Annotated in this window: 14 protein-coding genes; 5 read left to right on the forward strand and 9 right to left on the reverse strand. The window is 60.0% G+C overall.

Features of this window, described 5'->3' with window-relative positions:
• The first annotated feature begins 48 nt into the window (after nt 1–48).
• The 3 genes from gnd to BLW22_RS11895 are packed head-to-tail and all read left to right on the forward strand — an operon-like array spanning nt 49 to nt 3,418.
• Entirely contained in the window at nt 49–1,077 is a 1,029-nt protein-coding gene (gnd, locus tag BLW22_RS11885) for a phosphogluconate dehydrogenase (NAD(+)-dependent, decarboxylating) (protein WP_223841635.1), read from the forward strand.
• Entirely contained in the window at nt 1,074–2,597 is a 1,524-nt protein-coding gene (gene zwf, locus BLW22_RS11890) for a glucose-6-phosphate dehydrogenase (protein ID WP_065948661.1), read from the forward strand. Before gnd ends, zwf begins: the two co-directional genes overlap by 4 nt.
• Nucleotides 2,594–3,418, forward strand: a complete 825-nt coding sequence (locus BLW22_RS11895; RefSeq protein WP_065927888.1) for a Cof-type HAD-IIB family hydrolase — start codon at nt 2,594–2,596, stop codon at nt 3,416–3,418. Before zwf ends, BLW22_RS11895 begins: the two co-directional genes overlap by 4 nt.
• Nucleotides 3,419–3,483: 65 nt before the next feature.
• On the opposite strand, the gene BLW22_RS11900 is transcribed toward BLW22_RS11895, so the two are convergent.
• Entirely contained in the window at nt 3,484–3,744 is a 261-nt protein-coding gene (locus BLW22_RS11900; RefSeq protein WP_065927887.1) for a hypothetical protein, read from the reverse strand.
• Nucleotides 3,745–4,088: 344 nt separating this feature from the next.
• Here BLW22_RS11900 and BLW22_RS11905 point away from each other — a divergent pair, with 344 nt between their 5' ends.
• The gene (locus tag BLW22_RS11905; protein WP_027606451.1) at nt 4,089–5,411 is read left to right on the forward strand and encodes a sigma-54 dependent transcriptional regulator; all 1,323 of its coding nucleotides are present in this window, start codon (nt 4,089–4,091) and stop codon (nt 5,409–5,411) included.
• 81 nt (nt 5,412–5,492) lie between these two features.
• Here BLW22_RS11905 and BLW22_RS11910 read toward each other — a convergent pair whose 3' ends face one another.
• The 7 genes from BLW22_RS11910 to BLW22_RS11940 all read right to left on the reverse strand — a co-directional run bounded on the left by BLW22_RS11910 (nt 5,493) and on the right by BLW22_RS11940 (nt 11,509).
• Nucleotides 5,493–6,800, reverse strand: a complete 1,308-nt coding sequence (locus BLW22_RS11910) for a hypothetical protein (RefSeq protein ID WP_065927886.1) — start codon at nt 6,798–6,800, stop codon at nt 5,493–5,495.
• Nucleotides 6,801–6,849: 49 nt separating this feature from the next.
• Complete coding sequence (locus tag BLW22_RS11915) at nt 6,850–7,593, reverse strand: hypothetical protein (protein ID WP_027606449.1); 744 nt, start codon at nt 7,591–7,593, stop codon at nt 6,850–6,852.
• Nucleotides 7,594–7,631: 38 nt separating this feature from the next.
• Nucleotides 7,632–8,312, reverse strand: a complete 681-nt coding sequence (locus tag BLW22_RS11920; protein ID WP_065927976.1) for a C39 family peptidase — start codon at nt 8,310–8,312, stop codon at nt 7,632–7,634.
• Between the two features lie 61 nt (nt 8,313–8,373).
• Complete coding sequence (locus BLW22_RS11925; RefSeq protein ID WP_027606447.1) at nt 8,374–9,120, reverse strand: hypothetical protein; 747 nt, start codon at nt 9,118–9,120, stop codon at nt 8,374–8,376.
• A gap of 66 nt (nt 9,121–9,186) precedes the next feature.
• Nucleotides 9,187–9,738: an adhesin gene (locus tag BLW22_RS11930; protein WP_074846425.1), complete on the reverse strand. Its 552-nt coding sequence runs from the start codon at nt 9,736–9,738 to the stop codon at nt 9,187–9,189.
• Entirely contained in the window at nt 9,738–10,187 is a 450-nt protein-coding gene (locus BLW22_RS11935) for a hypothetical protein (RefSeq protein ID WP_065927885.1), read from the reverse strand. Before BLW22_RS11935 ends, BLW22_RS11930 begins: the two co-directional genes overlap by 1 nt.
• Before the next feature lie 326 nt (nt 10,188–10,513).
• Complete coding sequence (locus BLW22_RS11940) at nt 10,514–11,509, reverse strand: FecR family protein (RefSeq protein ID WP_074846428.1); 996 nt, start codon at nt 11,507–11,509, stop codon at nt 10,514–10,516.
• 140 nt (nt 11,510–11,649) lie between these two features.
• Here BLW22_RS11940 and BLW22_RS11945 point away from each other — a divergent pair, with 140 nt between their 5' ends.
• Nucleotides 11,650–11,919 (forward strand): PepSY domain-containing protein, encoded by a 270-nt coding sequence (locus BLW22_RS11945; RefSeq protein WP_065927883.1) that lies wholly within the window; start codon nt 11,650–11,652, stop codon nt 11,917–11,919.
• Between the two features lie 20 nt (nt 11,920–11,939).
• Here BLW22_RS11945 and BLW22_RS11950 read toward each other — a convergent pair whose 3' ends face one another.
• Nucleotides 11,940–17,102: a dermonecrotic toxin domain-containing protein gene (locus BLW22_RS11950; RefSeq protein WP_074846432.1), complete on the reverse strand. Its 5,163-nt coding sequence runs from the start codon at nt 17,100–17,102 to the stop codon at nt 11,940–11,942.
• Nucleotides 17,103–17,189 lie beyond the last annotated feature (87 nt).

Consider the following 17,189-nt stretch of genomic DNA (forward strand, 5'->3'; position numbering starts at 1 on the left):
AACTACACGGATCTGCCCTGGACTAACCCTCATTAGCCTCATTGCGCTATAAACTATGTCACACATTTATTCAGTAGTTGGGAGCATCAGCACATGCAACTGGGGATTATCGGACTAGGCCGCATGGGCGGGAATATTGCACGGCGCCTGATGCTCAATGGGCATACCACCGTTGTTTACGACCGTAACGAAGCATTTGTCAAAGGTTTGAGCGAAGAGGGCGCCACCGGCGTTGCCGACCTGAAGGCCCTGGTGGCCGGGCTGCAGAAACCCCGTGCCGTCTGGGTGATGTTGCCGGCAGGCGACCCCACCGAAAACACCATCAATGAACTCAGTGAGCTGCTGGAAGACGGTGACGTGATCATCGACGGCGGCAACACCAACTATAAGGATGACGTGCGTCGCGGCAAGGCCCTGGCGCAAAAGGGCCTGCACTATGTCGATGTCGGTACCTCCGGCGGGGTCTGGGGCCTGGAGCGTGGCTACTGCATGATGATCGGCGGCGACACCGAGACGGTGCAGCGCCTCGACCCGATCTTCGCCAGCCTGGCACCGGGCCTGGGCAACATCCCGCGCACCAAGGACCGTTCCGCGTCGGCTGACAAGCGTGCCGAGCAGGGCTACATCCACGCCGGCCCGGCGGGTTCCGGGCATTTCGTCAAGATGATCCACAACGGCATCGAGTACGGGATGATGCAGGCGTTTGCCGAAGGTTTTGACATCCTCAAGACCAAGAACTCGGAAAACCTGCCCGAAGACCAGCGCTTCGACCTCAACGTTGCCGATATCGCCGAAGTCTGGCGCCGTGGCAGCGTGGTCTCGTCCTGGTTGCTGGACCTGACTGCCGACGCCCTGGCCACCGACCCCAAGCTGGACGGTTACTCCGGTTCCGTGGCCGACAGCGGCGAAGGCCGCTGGACCATCGAAGCCGCCATGGAACAAGCCGTGCCGGTGCCGGTACTGTCCACGTCGTTGTTCGCGCGGTTCCGCTCGCGCCAGCAGAGCACCTACGGTGACAAGATGCTGTCTGCCATGCGCTTTGGCTTTGGCGGCCACGTGGAGACTTCCAAAAAATGACCGCCAACGGCAAGAAACTCAAGGCCGAACCTGCTCCACCCACCACCCTGTTTCTGTTTGGCGCCCATGGCGACCTGGTCAAGCGCCTGCTGATGCCGGCGCTGTACAACCTCAGTCGTGATGGCTTGCTGGGCGATGGCTTGCGCATCGTTGGCGTTGATCACAACGCGATCAGCGATGCCGACTTCGCCAAGAAACTCGAGGACTTTATCCGCACCGAGGCCGCGAGTAAGGTCAAGGGCAATGGGGATAACGCCCTCGATCCGGCATTGTGGGCGCAACTGGCCAAAGGCATCAGCTACGTCGAGGGCGATTTCCTCGATGACAGCACCTACGCCGACATCGGCAAGAAGATCGCTGCCAGCGGCACCGGCAACGCGGTGTTCTATTTGGCCACCGCACCACGCTTCTTCAGTGAGGTGGTGCAGCGCCTGGGCAGTGCGGGCCTGCTGACGGAAACCGATGACAGTTTCCGGCGCGTGGTGATCGAGAAGCCCTTCGGCTCCGACCTGGCCACCGCCGAAGCGTTGAACGCCAGCCTGCTCAAGGTGATGAGCGAGAAGCAGATCTATCGCATCGACCATTACCTGGGCAAAGAGACGGTGCAGAACATCCTCATCAGCCGTTTCTCCAACGTGCTGTTCGAAGCGTTCTGGAACAACCACTATATCGACCACGTGCAAATCACCGCCGCCGAAACCGTCGGCGTGGAGACGCGAGGCAATTTCTTCGAAAAAACCGGCACCCTGCGCGACATGGTGCCCAACCACCTGTTCCAGCTGCTGGCGATGGTGGCCATGGAGCCCCCGGCCGCCTTTGGTGCCGATGCGGTGCGCGGTGAAAAGGCCAAGGTCATCGGCGCGGTACGCCCGTGGTCCCTGGAAGACGCGCGGGCCAACTCGGTGCGCGGGCAATACACCGCGGGCGAAATCGCCGGCAAGCAACTGCCCGGCTACCGCGAAGAAGCCAACGTCGCTCCCGACAGCAGCACCGAGACCTTCGTCGCCCTCAAGGTGATGATCGATAACTGGCGCTGGGTCGGCGTGCCGTTCTACCTGCGTACCGGCAAGCGCATGAGCGTGCGCGACACCGAGATCGTGATCTGCTTCAAGCCGGCGCCCTATGCGCAATTCCGTGACACCGAGGTGGACGAGGTCAAGCCCACCTACTTGAAGATCCAGATCCAGCCCAATGAAGGCATGTGGTTCGACCTGCTGGCGAAAAAGCCCGGGCCCACCCTCGATATGGCCAACATCCAGCTGGGTTTTGCCTACAAGGACTTCTTCGAGATGCAACCGTCGACCGGGTATGAAACCCTGATCTACGACTGCATGACCGGCGACCAGACCTTGTTCCAGCGCGCCGACAACATCGAAAACGGCTGGCGAGCAGTGCAACCGTTCCTCGATGCATGGAAGGAGGACGACGGGATCCAGACCTATAAGGCCGGTGAAGACGGGCCCGCAGCGGCTGATGGGTTGCTGGCGCGCGATGGCCGCACCTGGCACTCGCTCGGATGAGTGACGCAGCGATTCATCCCATCCGTTTTATCCTCAGCGACGTGGACGGCACCTTGCTGCATCCGGATCATCGCCTGAGCCAGCGCACCGTCGACGCGGTGAGCGCCCTGCGCGAGGCCGGGGTGTTTTTCAGCCTGGCCAGCGGGCGACCGCCCAAGGCCATGCTGCACCTGATCGAGACATTCGGGATCGATGTGCCGGTGGCGGGCTTCAACGGTGGCACCTTGATCAACCCGGATGGCAGCATCCTGGTTGCCCACCATTTGCCAGCGGAGGCGGCGCTGGTGACCTTGGCGCTGTTCTCGGCCGAGCCGGATGTGGAAGTCTGGGTGTTTGCCGACGGCGACTGGCTGCGCCGTGGTCCGCCAGGGCCGGTGGAACCGCGCGAAGCCCATGGCCTGGGGTATGGGCCGGTGGTGGTGGAAAGTTTCGAACCCTACCTGGAGCGTATCGACAAGATCGTCGCCGCGAGCAACGACACCCAATTACTGGTGACGTTGGAAGCGCAATTGCAGCCCAAGGTCCAGGGCTTGGCCCAGGTATCGCGTTCGCAGCCGATTTATTTGGATGTGACGGCCATGCTGGCCAACAAGGGCGAGGCGTTGAAGACCCTGGCGGCGCACCTTGGGGTGCCGCTGGAGCAGACGGCGGCCATCGGGGATGGGGGCAATGACCCGGCGATGTTTCAGGTGGCGGGGTTGTCGATTGCCATGGGGCAGGCGGAAGAAGCCGTCAAGCGCCAGGCCAGCGTGGTCACCGGCAGTAATGTCGAGGAGGGCGCTGCGGAAGCAATCGAACGGTTTATTCTCGCGGCGCGATAAGCGTCTTAAGTTCGATTGTGCAACTTGCGATCACTGTTTTGCAGTGATCGCAAGTTAGCCGCGATTTACTTCGGCATGGCCCAGGACTGCAACTGGTAGCCATCTTTGTCGAGTTCGGCGCGGGCCCGCAACAGCAAGTCTTCCAATTGCGCCGGGTCGCTATAGGTGTTCGACGACAGCTGTTTGCTGCCGATACGGTTATTGGTGCGGTCGATGACACTCAGGCTCAGGGCGCCATTGCCATCGTGCCAGGCCACGCATTGAAAGGGCTGGAAAGCACGGTCTGCGATCAAAAGAGCTTCGTTGATGCGGAGCGGGGCGTTCATGTGGGTCTCTCTCTAAATGCCCATTCAAGTGAGTACCGGCGGTTGGGCTGACCGTGCGGCGGGTTACTTGTACTGATGCGCGATGACGGGGTACGGGTCACATGTTAGAGCAACAAATTTCAACTTTTCCTGATGGACGTCATGTAAGCGGCTGTTTTGAAAGCTGATTGAAAGTTTTGCGAAGACGCAACTTTTTGACCTGCAAACACGAGTAGTGGCTTTTTGTCCGCACTTATAGCGAAACGATACAAGCACGCTGTCAAGATCTTGCTAGGGTTATCGGCAACCATTACAAACTGTTGTTTCTAAATAACTTTAGTGATTTTTGACGCCAAGGATCAGTCATGGGTGTGCCCCTCGTCCAACGTCGTTTGCTCGTGGTTGACCCCTGTGACGACTGCCACGGGTTGCTGCCCGGTTTGCGTACGGCCGGGTGGGATGTCGACAGCTGCACATTGGAATCGGTAGGAGAGCGCTCATGCGATGTCGGCCTATTGCGCCTGCAGCCCTATCATCTGGAGCGGCCCGAAGCGGTCAAGGAACTGATCAGCCGCAGTGGCACCGAGTGGATCGCCGTACTCAGCCAGGATGTGCTGCGCCTGCAAAATGTGGGGGACTTCGTCTGCGAGTGGTTTTTCGACTTCCATACCCTGCCATTCGACGTGGCGCGGGTGCAGGTGACCCTGGGCCGCGCGTTTGGCATGGCGCGCCTGCGTGGCAAGGGTCACACCCCGGTAGATGAAGGGCACGAGTTGCTGGGGGAAAGCCGCCCCATTCGTGAGTTACGCAAATTATTGTCCAAGCTGGCGCCCACGGAGTCCCCGGTACTGATCCGTGGCGACAGCGGCACCGGCAAGGAGCTGGTGGCCAAGACCCTGCACCGCCAATCCCAGCGCCATGCCAGGCCCTTTGTCGCGATCAACTGCGGCGCCATTCCCGAACACCTGATCCAATCCGAACTGTTCGGCCATGAGAAGGGCGCGTTTACCGGTGCCCATCAACGCAAGGTCGGGCGCATCGAAGCGGCCCATGGCGGCACCCTGTTCCTCGATGAAATCGGCGATTTGCCCATGGAACTGCAAGCCAACCTGCTGCGCTTTCTCCAGGAAAAGCAGGTCGAGCGGGTCGGCGGCAGCCAGCCGATTCCGGTGGACGTGCGGGTGTTGGCGGCCACCCACGTCGACCTTGAAGCGGCCGTCGCCAAGGGGGCTTTCCGCGAAGACTTGTACTACCGGCTCAATGTGCTGCAGGTGGTCACCGCGCCCTTGCGCGAGCGCCATGGTGATGTGGCGATGCTGGCCAACCACTTTTCACGCTTCTACAGCCAGGAAACCGGCCGCCGCCCCCGCAGCTTCAGCGATGACGCCCTGGTGGCCATGGGGCAACACCCGTGGCCGGGCAATGTGCGCGAACTGGCCAACCGCGTGCGCCGCGGCCTGGTACTCGCCGAAGGGCGCCAGATCGAAGCCGCCGATCTGGGATTGCTGGGCGAACAGGCAATTTCGCCACCCATGGCTACACTGGAAGACTATAAGCACCGTGCTGAACGCCAGGCGCTGTGCGATGTGCTCAACCGGCACAGCGACAACCTGAGTGTCGCGGCCCGTGTGCTGGGGATTTCCCGGCCGACGTTCTACCGGTTGCTGCACAAACACCAGATCCGCTAGGGCGGGTAAACCGAAAAGCCCCGCAACGACCCTTATCGTTGCGGGGCTTTTCCTTGTGCACCGGATTCTGTAGCGGTCGGGTTAGAAGTAATACGGGAATTTCAGGCTGAACGTAAAGTCCGGCGCATCGTCCGTCATGCCGATTGCCAGGTTCGGCACGATGGTCAGGTTATCCGACGCGGCAATGGTCATCCCCACGTTGAAATAACCGGCGTTGGCATCGCTGGAAACCACCGATTGCCAGTCGCCGCCGTTGGGCTTGAGCCTGCTCTTGCGCTGCACCAGGTCGGACACCGAGAACGACATACTCATCTTCTCGTTGAGGGCAAAGGCCACGCCGACCCCGAACTGGAAGCTGTCGCCCAGGCTGACCTTGCCGCCGACCTTCTGGTTGACGTCACTGCTGATGTCATCGAAGGATTCTTCGAAGTTATGGGTATAGGACAGCGAGCCGAATAGCACGGCAGGATCGAAGGTCTTGACCAGGGAAATGCCCGGTGTGATGGACCAGACCCCGTTGCCGGTGGGAAGGCTTTCGGGCACGAACAGGTTGTCGTTGCCGGGCGTATTGATCAGCTTGATACCAAACGGTTCTTTGCCGGTGGGCGCCTTGACCCGCACCGATACCACCGCATCCGGCAGGGTGGGGGTTTCGTCGAGGAACTTGTAGGCCACGCCGAAGTTGACGTCGCCGATGGTCGGGTCGCGCGTCACCGATTGTTCCGACGTCGCGGTGCCGTTGTTGCCGGCACCGGCAGACTGGTAGGTCGACTCGCGGTACACCACCGGCACGTTCACATCGAACTGCCAACGGTTATCGACGTTGTAGCGCCCGGTCAGGTCCAGGGTCCAGTTATCGGACTTGATGCGGTCCAGGTTGATATTGCCGAGGAAAATCGAGTCCAGCGCCAGGAACCCGTTGAGGGTCAACTGACGGGCGTCGTAACGGGCATAGGTGACGCCGGTTTCGAAGCTGAACTTGCCATTGCCGAAAAAGCCGCTGGCTTCGTTATAAAGGTTGCTGACACTTTGCGCCGGGGCGGAGTCGTCCTTGAGGGACTGGCCGTAGGAACTGCCACCACCCCCTCCAGCGCCACCGGATGCAGCTGCGGCACCCGTGCCCGCGACGGTGGTGCCGTTGGCTTTTTGAAAGTCTGCCGGGGACTTGGCCAGACGTTTGGGGGCCGGTGTGGCCGGTTGGTCTTCGACCTGACGCACGCGCTGCTCCAGCACGGCCAGCGCTTTTTGCTGCACTTCGTACCGCTGCTTGAGTTCCAGGAGTTCCTGTTTGAGGGTTTCGATGTCGCTATCTGGCGCTGCATACAGAACGGATGCGGGCAAGAGCGTACTTAAACAGATCACAGCACGGAGCGATAACGATCGATGCATGAAATAAGCCGTCCTTTTCTAATGCGTAAGTGTCGACGGTCAGCGTAGTTCAATAACCGAGCGTGCGTAGGGCTTTGAGTTGATCCAGATTGCAGTTCAATGCGCCGTTGTTCAAACCGTTGTTGTTCATCACTACGTTGAGTTGGGTCATGTTGTTGACGAAGTTAGTGTTGCCAGTCAGAACCGTGCCTTGCAGCACATTCCCACCACCGATCTGCTGCAGGCTGTTGCCCTGGTTGTGGTTGGCCTGGATCGCCATCTGCAAGCCACCGTTGTTGGCCGACACGCTCACGCGGCCTGCTGCGCTGTCACCGGTCACCGTACCGCCGGCGACCAGCACTTGCCCCGATTGCACGATGTTGGAGGGCGCAAAACCGTTCTCGACGGTGATGCCCACATTGTTATAGGCGGTGTTGCCATCGCCGGCGGTACGCACGCTTTGTGTCACACCCTGGCCGCTGCCCAGGCCGGCGCCGCCGGTGACCGTGCCGGTGCCGGTGTTCGGGTTCGTGCCGTTGCCGGTCGAGCCGGTGGTTTGTACGTAGAATTGCGGGGTGATGGTCGACGAATCGATCTGCATGCTGGCCTTGCCGGTGATGGTGTCACCCACGGCGTTGGTCCAGGTGCTGCTCATGACAATGCCGAAGCTGATGATCCGCCCCGGCATCACGTAACGACCGCGCAGGTCGGCCATTTCCGAATCCTTGAGCTCGATGGGTTTGAACCCCGACGAAGCATAAGCGGGCATTGAGGCTGCCAGACACAAGACCGTCAGCCAACGGGAAGTGTTCATCTTTTGCTCCTGGAGCGTCCTGCCCCTTATTGCGCTTCTTAGAAGAAGTCGCTCTGGATAAAACCGAAATCCATCAGCTCGGCATCGCCTACGGGCCTGAACTCATTCAACTGGTTCTTGGCGGTCAGTGGCGTGGGCGGGTCGAGCAGGGCGTTGGCCTTGTCGTAACCTTCACCCAGCACGGCGAACACGATGCCGTTCCAGCCCTTGACGAAGTCATCATGGGAATAGCGCTTATGGCCCAGTACCGGGTCGCCGATATAGACCCAGTCCTTGTCGGCCCGCTGCATCACCACGAAGTGCTTGTAGCCACGAATTTCCAGCAGGACCACCACGGGGATCTTTACGGTGACCAGTGTTTCTGGCGCGATTTTGTAGCCCCGGGCACGCATGCCGATGCTTTCGAGGTAGCGCTTCATGTCCAGCATGGAAAAGCCCTGGGTACGCACCAGGTCCTGGTCGGAATTGACCAGCATGCCTTTGATGACGTGATCTTCGTCTACATCCAGCCAATAACCCTGGCGCAGAATGGTAGCGAGTGCCGCAGCACCGCAGCTGAAATCGGTTTTCTGTTCCACCAGGTTGGCGAACCGGCGTTCACGAATACTCTCGACCTTCTTGTAGATCACTGCACCGCCAGGCAGGGCGGAGATCGCCATGGTGCCTGCCCAGGTCGGGCCGGTGAGCAGCATCAGGAGGGTGAGGGTCGCGAGGCGCATGATCATGTGACCTGCTGGACACTGGAATAAAAAAGGGCCTTGTTGCCAAGGCCCCGTTGGATCAGAAGCGCACGCCGCTGGCGCAGACGCTGCAACCTTGACCGATCGACAGGCTGTTGCTGCCTTGGTTGCCCGAGCCGGATTGCAGGTTCACACCCACGTTGCCGGAGTTGCGGTTAACCGAGTTGTCGAGGCTGGAGTTGTTGGACACGTATTGGGCTTTGCTGCCATGGCCATACCCGTAGCTGGTAGCGGCAGTGTTCAGGTAGCTGTTGGCGAGCGAGTTTTGCTCGGTGTTGGCGGCCGCTGCGATGTTTTTGCCATCAGCGGTGGTGATTGCCAGGTTGTTTTTACCCTGGTTGCCTTGACCGGCCTGGCCGTTGTAACCCAGGTTGCCGGAGTTCCCGTTAGCCGAGTTATCCAACGAGGCGTTGTTCTGGGTGCCTTTGTTGACGAAGTTGTTGAGCCCGCTGTTTTGATTGACATCGACGACAGCGAATACCGTTGCAAAGTCACCTTTGGCACTGGAGATGGCGCCGGAGTTGTCGGCCTGGTTACCACTGCCCGCCTGTACGTTGACCCCGGTGTTACCGCTGTTGCTGGTTACCGAGCCGTCGGCAGAGGCGTTGTTTTCGGTTTTGGTGTCATCGAACTTGTTGCCCACGCTGTTTTGCACATCGGTCACGACAGAGGCAACCACACCGGTGGGTTGAGGTGCAGGGTGCCAGCCACCACCTGCTTGAGCAGCAGCAGCCATGAGTGCGGCCAGTGCGAAAACCAGTGGTTTCAGAGCCATTTGAGGTTTCATGGTGTTTCTCCTTGCTTCTAATTAGTTGGTTAAGTGTTGGTACGGTCTAACAGTGCTACCAAGCGTTTACTTGATAGTGATGCCCAGGGTGTTAGCCACTCGGTTCCCCACCCCGGCACTCTGGTTCACCTGAATCACTCCTCGGCTGCCTGTGAAGGCCTGGTCGCTCGTAACGACAAGGCGGCTGCCAGTGGTGGGGGTGAGCCCTGAGTCGGTTGCCAGCGTCGTGGTGTTCTGTTGCAACAGGACGCTGTCATCGATGCTTTGCGGGCCAGGGTTGATGCTGATCCGCACGGCATTGATGGATTGGTTATTGGCCCCGGCGGACTGGTTGATGCCCAGTACACCGTTGCCGTTGGTAAATGAGCTGCCCTGGATCGCCGCCCTGGCGTTCAGGGACGGGTCGACACTGCCGTCGAGGCGCTGGATGTTGACGTTGGTGGCCTGGCCACCGAGCGCGATGACGCGGCTGTTGGACATTTGCTGCTGGTTGCCGGCCGCCTGGTTGATCGACACGACACCCTGGTATTGTTGGCCGCTGTTGTGGATCACCGCCGTGTCGTCGGCGAATGCCGGGGCGCTGGCCAACAGGGCGAGAACGAGCAGGGAACGATTCATCACTTGCCCCCCAGCATGCTGCCGATGTTATTCAACGGCGCCATGCCGCGCTGGACCGAGTCGCTGATCTGCCCGCCCATGCTGCTGCCCGCACCGTGGCCGGCGGCAGAGCCGGCCCCCAAGGTGGACATGCTGTTTTGCGTGGCGTGCAGGCCGGTCAAGGTGCCGTTGGTCTGAACTGCGCGGACAATGCTTGAGCCGCTGCTGATGCCGCCGATATCCATATCACTGAGCTCGCCAGTGGCACCGATGATGTCCCGGCTGGGGTTGGCGTTGGCGGTGGTGGGGTAGGGGTCTTTACCGAAGGCGGCGCGGCCGTACATATGAGCCTGTACGTTGCGCCCTGTCACGATCACGCCATCCTCTGCAAAGCTGGGAACACTGATGCCGACGCTGAGTACACAGCTGATCAGCAGCACGTTCATCGAACCTTGAGTGAGTGTGGCCACGGCGGCATTCCTTATTCGTCGCGCTGACCCTAAACAGCGCTGCAAGGGATAGAGCAGAAGCCGTGCCGCTTTTTATTTGCCGTTGTTATTCAATGGCTTGGATTTGTTTGTGGGCGAAGTGATGTCAGTGCTGTTTCAGCGCTGAGACACCTGCCTCCAAGGCATACACACAGCGGCATACCACAAACGATTCACCAAGCTGTATCAGCGCTGTAACACTGCCTATGACAAAACGATGAATCCGCACCACACGGGCGGTCCAGGGGAGTCGAGTGTTTCAAAAATGGACACTTCAGGCGCAACGATGCCCCGGCCGGGGTGCAGGCTCAGCCTTTGGGGGATTTACGCGGGATGGAATTGAGTACGGGGTTGCCATCCTGGTTCTGCGTCAGATAGACCGGCAAGACCTTGGGCAAGGAGGGGATGAGGTTATTGACCTCGGTGATGTTGTAGATGCCACCGATGCGAATCGTCCCGGTGTTGGCGTCTGCCAGCATCACCGGTCTGTTCAGGTAGCGGTTGATCAACGGCAACGCATCCACCAGCGCCAGGTTGTCGAGCACCAGCTTGCCCTGGCGCCAGGCCAGGGCGCTGTCATTGGCGGTGATTGCCTGTATACGCGGCGTTGCATCGCCCTGTTGGTAGCTGGCCTGCATGCCCGGCGTCAGGGGCACGCTGCCGTGTGACGAGTCGCTGGCAATCTGCACCGAGCCTTCGAGCAACATCACCCGCACCTGGTCTTCATACTTCCAGACGTTGAACTGGGTGCCCGTGACGCGCACCTGGCCTTCGCCTGCGTGCACGATAAACGGATGCGCGCTGTCATGGCTGACCTTGAAGAACGCCTCACCCTTGTTCAACGTGACGCGGCGCTGATCCTTGTAGTTGCTGTAGACCAGCTCGGTGCCCAGGTTGAGTTCCACCTGGCTGCCGTCGCCCAGAATGACTTGGCGCAAGCCGTTGGCGGCCTGGAAACGTTCATAGGAACTCGGCAGCCAGCCGGCTTCCCAGCCAGTGAAAGCGGCCAGGGGCAAGGCGACCAGGCAGATCGCGGCCGCTACTGCATAGGTGCGCAGCCGGCTGCGCGGCTTGAACGGCACCACCACCGACGGGATCTCGTGGCGCGGCAGGTGGTCGGCGACGTCCCAGATTTCCAGCATGGCCGCGTATTCAAAGGCGTGCAGCGGATGGGAGTCATGCCATTGCGCAAAAGCCTGACGTTCATCCGCTGTGCAATCACTGGCGTGCAGGCGCATGCACCAATGCGCGGCGGCGTCGGTGATGGCGTCATATTCGGCTTCTGAAATGGACTTTTCGCTCATTAACTCATCCTGATTTCGCACATTCTAACCTCCCGAGGTGGACCGCGAGAACAGGCGTCATGGCGATTGCACATCAATTGGAACTTATTCTCGTTTGGGAGTACCTAAAAATCAGGACATTCCCACAATGGAGTACGAAAATGCTGAAGAAAACCTTAGTCGCGCTGTGTGCAACCACTGCTCTGCTTAGTGCGGGCGCTGCCCTGGCCGATAAGCCAGGCGCAGGCTGGATCACCATCGAAAAAGCCATCGACGTTGCCAAGACCAAGGCGGGTTATGTCGAGGTCTATGCGGCGGAAGCCGATGACAATGGCTACTGGGAAGTCAAGGGACGCAAGTCCGACGGTACCGTGTACGAAGCCCGTATCGATGGGGCCTCCGGCAACATCCTGCGCGACCAGAAAGACTGACGTACCTGCCGGGAGCCTGCTCAGGCTCCCGCATCCAGCTCTCGCCCGAGTTGGCTGATCAGGTAGGTGACCGAATCGGCATTGGCCAGAATCGTGTCGATTCGTTTGTCTGCATTGCTCATGAACATGTCCCGTGCCTCATTCAGGGTTCGGCAGCCGGTGATGCCGAGGACTTTATCTTTTTGCGGTGTGGTCGCCCGACTGCTGCCGAAATCCTCCCATTCTTCGCTGAACTCATCCCAGGTTTTGAACAACAGCGTGGCGGGCGTCAGCGTGGACAGCGCGGTATCACGCAAGTCGGCCAGGTCGGTCTGCATCAGCCTGGCACCTTGGATCTTCACATTAATCAGGTCGTGAAACGGGCGCATGCTGTCCAGGTAGGCCAGGTCCTCAGTCAAGGATTTGATGTGCGATATCTCGTGAATCAGCACCGTTGCCCGTGCGTGGGCCGAGATGTTGAACGGCGTGGTCAGGCGGTTTTGATAGTTATCCAGTGGGGGGTCGAAAAAGCGGTCGAGCAAATAGATTTTCTGCTCCTGGTCATCGGGCAGCACAAAGGCAAAGGTGTTGCGCGGGCTGTAGCGATGGGTGCCGCTGACAAACCGCATCGAATCGGGGCTGATGAGGGTATGGTTCGTCAACTCATCGAGTATCTCGTCGACCCGTCGCTCGACTCGCTGCACCTGCTCGGGCGTCAGCGTGACGATGCCGAACAGTTCGCTGAAGAACCGCCCGAGCCGGCTATTGGGGGCCAAATGTGTCGCGAAGTGCAGCAGGTTGCGTTTGCAGTTGACCGAATAGTACGTCGCGACATTGAGCGCTTCATCAATGCACTGGGCCTTCCAGTTGGATAGCGTGGCAATCTCTCGTATGCCCACCGCTTCGATATTGATGGCATCGCGCTCGGCTGCACGGGTGGTGAGTTTGCCGGCGTAGCGGCTTAACGTTTTGCCGTAGCGCGGGTAATGCCGGTCGAGGTCCAGTGTCCACACCCCCTGGGTGTTGCACTGCACATAGGGGCCCGGTAGCTCGTCCTTGATCAACCGCCAGTGTTTGCCGGCTTGTTTTATCGGATAAACCTTGCCCGACAAGGGGATGAACTGCCGCGTGCCGGCCTGATCCCTGTAAAGGCCGGTAGGCTTGCCTGGGGTGAGGTCCGCCAGCGCAATATCGTGGTCTTCGAATACTTGCAGGTGTGTCCGTGCGGGTGCGGTCAGGTCCAGGTCTGCCAGGGTATCCGCAGCAGGCGCGGGGGCTTGCAACCACTGCTCAACGGGGGGCGGCTCCGTGACTGGCGCGTCCTGGGGCAAGAGCTTGTCCAGCGCCTTGCGCAGCGCGGCCAATTCGGCCACTCCGCCGGCAAAGGCCTTGAGCGCGCGTTGCCAGCGGTGCTGTTGCAGGTCTTCTGCGGAGGCCAGGAACAGTTTGTAGCTGCGCCACACCACTAGCGGGTAAGCAAGTTTACCGGCCATGAACTGCAAACCCTTGGGAATCTCCCGGGTCAACAGGCTGGTGATCCCGTCCCATTTGACCTTGCCCGACTCAGAGAACTGGCAGGCGAGCATCTGCAGCAGCAACTCAATATTGTCCTTGAACAGGCGCTTGAGCAGGTTGCCGACAATCGGGTTGGCACCCACACGGATTTCCGAAAGCCCATGACGCCAGTTCTGGCTGAGCAAATTGCGGTAAGTGGCTTGTTGCGATTCTTCCAACTGGCTGACCACCCACTCTTGCAGCGCCCCGGGGGTGGTGAATTCGCTGATGAACGCCGCTTCATTTGCGTATTCCTTCAACAGGTGGCTGGGGCTATAGGGCGCATACAGGATCAACGGGCCCGTCGCGCCGCCCTTCGGGCCGATCAGGTAGCAGCCCAGAGCCTTGACCAGCGCCGCCCCCGGCGTGGCGATCAGTTCGAGCGGGCGAACCATCGCCGTGACGCCGCTTACGCTGTTGCGCGCCAGGGCATCGGGCATATCAAAGACTTGCTGGATAAAGCTCCAGGCTGATGCCGACAGGCGCTCCTGAAGTGTTTGTTCATGGGCGTATTGCAGCAATTGCCACGGCAGTTGCCGACAAAACAATCGACGACGGCGACGGGTGTCTTCGGTCTGGCCCTTGAGCAGGGTGGTCAGCTGTGTCTGGTAGAGACTTTTCAAGTCCAGTTGGCGCACCAGTTGCACCACGGTGCTGCCATCGAGTGCTGCTGGCAAGGGCGTGTCTGTACGCGATCGCGGCCGGATATCGTCAGCGTTCAGTTCAGGCAAGTGCCGCAGGGCGAAGTCGGTCAGGGTCTGGGTGTGGTTTTGCAGGTCGATACGGCCAGGTATCAATATGGCGTCGGGGTTGACCACTTGCCCGGGAAACCGCGCATTGAGCAAGGTAGATAAGCTACTCAGCACCTGTTCGCGCATGGGTGTGAGGCCGTGCAGGTAATCCTGCTCATCCGTTACGCTGGCGCGGTATTGCTCAAGCAGTTCGGCATGCAGGATTTGTTCATGTGGCCGCGCCATCCCCAGCCAGACCGGCAGTGCCTGTTGATGGATCATGGCACGTGCAATGGCCATCGCCCTGGGCAGGTTGGTCGGTGTGGCCTGGCGGATAAAACTGTCCATGAAGTCCTGAAAGCGTTGAGCGTTCAATTTCATCGACAGTACATGGTCGATCTTGTCGCGCATGAAGTCGCTGTAAGTCTGTTGGCGATTGTGCAGCAGATGCTCGTCGATACGTTGCAGGGGGCCGAGCCGATAGGACTGGTGGGGTATGCGCTTGGAGGGCCTCAGGTTCTCGATCAGCGGTAACCGTGCGGTGGGGCTCAGCAAGCGTTGTTCCAGCACTTCGCGCAAGACGTTGAACGACGCAAAGGCCTCATAGCCGGCACGCGGCGTCCACAGCATTGCCAGCCCTGAATGGTCGGGGTCGGTGCCACCACGCTCGGTCAGTACAAAACAGTTGGTCAGAGCTTCGGGTACGGCGTCAGCCCCGAGGTTGAGGGTCAAGCCAAACGCGTCAGGGATAAACCCGTTGAGGCCACGCCGGGTGAGTCGGGTCATGTTTTCGGCGTGAAGGGCGCTGTCCAGCAGGTCGAGGCAGGCGACCGGCAGGCTCTTTTGTAATCGCCTCAGTTGTGCTTCACCGCTGAGCCCCAGCAACATGCCATGGCTCAGGTGCGCGCGGTTATGTTCCAGGAGTAGATGCGGCAGCGTCCGCAGGTCATGTTCTGCAAAGGTGGTCAGGACCTGCTCGATCACCGCATTGAAGCTGTTCGTGGTCAGGTTGTGCAGTTGGTTGGCGACGCCTGAGCGGCGCTTGCCGTAAAACCAGGTCAGGGGCGAGTCGGTCAAGGCCTCGGCTTGCTTGGCCAGGCGCGCAATAAAGTGCTCCACCATGCTTGTCGACGCCAGGGGCAATCGCTCTTCGCGCTCGCTGGCTGGCGTGGCGTAGCGGTTGATGTAGACGTTGTCGGCTTTGAGGCTCAACTGTCTTTTGCCCAGCTCGACGTTCAATGCTCGGCCCACCAACTCGCGCAGGGTCGGGTGTTTGCTGCGCTCCATCGCCATCGCCGCCTCGACCGTTTCCAGCGTCTTCAGCTGTGCCTTGGCCTTTTCGGCATGGACGGTAGAGGGGCGGCCGTTGCCGCTGGTGATGGGATGGACGGACCAGCGCCCGCCGGCGTCCAGCGCCTGCAAACGGCTGTCGAGCATGGTGCGCACGTCCAGGGCATTGTCGAGCAGCGCGGCCAGGTCGATCTCACCTGCGCTACGCCGATAGAGCCCCAGCGCATATTCCAGGTTGTCGAACTGTTTGGCGAGAATGTCTTCGACCATCTCCTGGAACGCATCGCCCGCCACCGGCTTGCCGGTCACTTCTATCTGATCACTGCCAATGAACACGCTACGCTCGTCCAAGGAGAGGAAATTGAGCAACTCATCTTCATGCCCTGCGGTTTTGAGCAGGGTCAACAGGATGTCCTTCAGATCATCGATGTCCTTGAGCACCTGCAAGCCGCGTGATTGCGTGTAGAGGTACGCGTGGGCATTGCTGATCATCAAGGTGCCCCCAAGATGGACATAGTGCTGAAAGGGCGCATGGATGCGCACCCTCTCGACGTTCAGGTGGTGGGTATAGGCCGCGCGCGCGGTCTTGTCTGCCAGGAACAGCGCGCGCAGTTGCTCGCTTTCTTCGCTGCTCAGGATCATGTCCTGATGCTTGAACAGCAGGTCTGCGCGACATTTGTCACTCATGACGCGGGCGCAAAACCGTTGGCGCGACTGGTCCGCGTTGACCTCTTGGTTCCAGTACGACTGGAGCAGGCTGTTCAATAGCTTGGAAAGAATGCCGCTGGTTTGCTCGACCACGCTGTTCCATCGCTGCTGGTCCTCGGCCAGTTGCTGCTGGCTGAAGGCTGTGGTGTTTCGGCCGATGTTGAAGAACGAATGAGTCTGGTCGGTTGGCCAGGCATGCCTGACATAAAACCGCAGCAACGCATCACGCAAGGGAAGCGAGTCGACCCAGCGGGCCTCTTCGCCCGTGGCCGGGCGGCTGAAGAAGTTCACGCGAGTGTCGGCCGGGTTCAACCCTGGGAAATAGGAGCGGGCCATGATGCCGAGCAAGGTGTCGAGCATGTCGTTCAGACCGGGGAGCTTGCGCAGTTCATCGAGCATCGCCCGTACATTTTTTTGCTGGTTAGCCAGGATGATCCTCTGTTGGTCGGCCATCACGGCGTCCGCAATCGTGGCGGTGGTCAGCGTCAGGCGTACGTTTATCGGCAACGCGTCCCGTTCGGCAATGGACAGAAACTGGAGCAACTCGCTGCGCCTGCTCGGTTGCGTCAAGCGTTCCTGCACCTCGCCAAGCAGGCCGGCACGGCTGTCGAACAGTTCCAGGCCACCGTAGGGGGTATAGAGCACGGCTTTGTTGTCGTCCGGCGTCGGGCTCATCATGAACGCGCCCGCCAGTGGGATGGCGGGTTGACCGCCGGGGTTGATCAACAACCGTTCTACGTGCATGGGGTTGCCTTGCACCGCGGGGTCCTGGCGGGCTGCGTCGGTGGCGTAGTACAGCGTGTGCAACCATTCAAGGTCCTTGACCGTGAACCCCAGGGCACGCTCCCGTGGTGTCGGCTCATTGCGTTTTACGGGAAGCAGGAACTCGTCGAAGAAGTAGGGCGGGATGACCGTCGACATAGGGCACTCTCCATCAGATAGACGTTTACGAGCGCCCACGTTAAGGATTGCGCGGGAGTGCAGGGGGGTAGATAACTCGCGATCAAA

This window comes from Pseudomonas marginalis (assembly GCF_900105325.1).
GTDB classification, from domain to species: domain Bacteria; phylum Pseudomonadota; class Gammaproteobacteria; order Pseudomonadales; family Pseudomonadaceae; genus Aquipseudomonas; species Aquipseudomonas marginalis.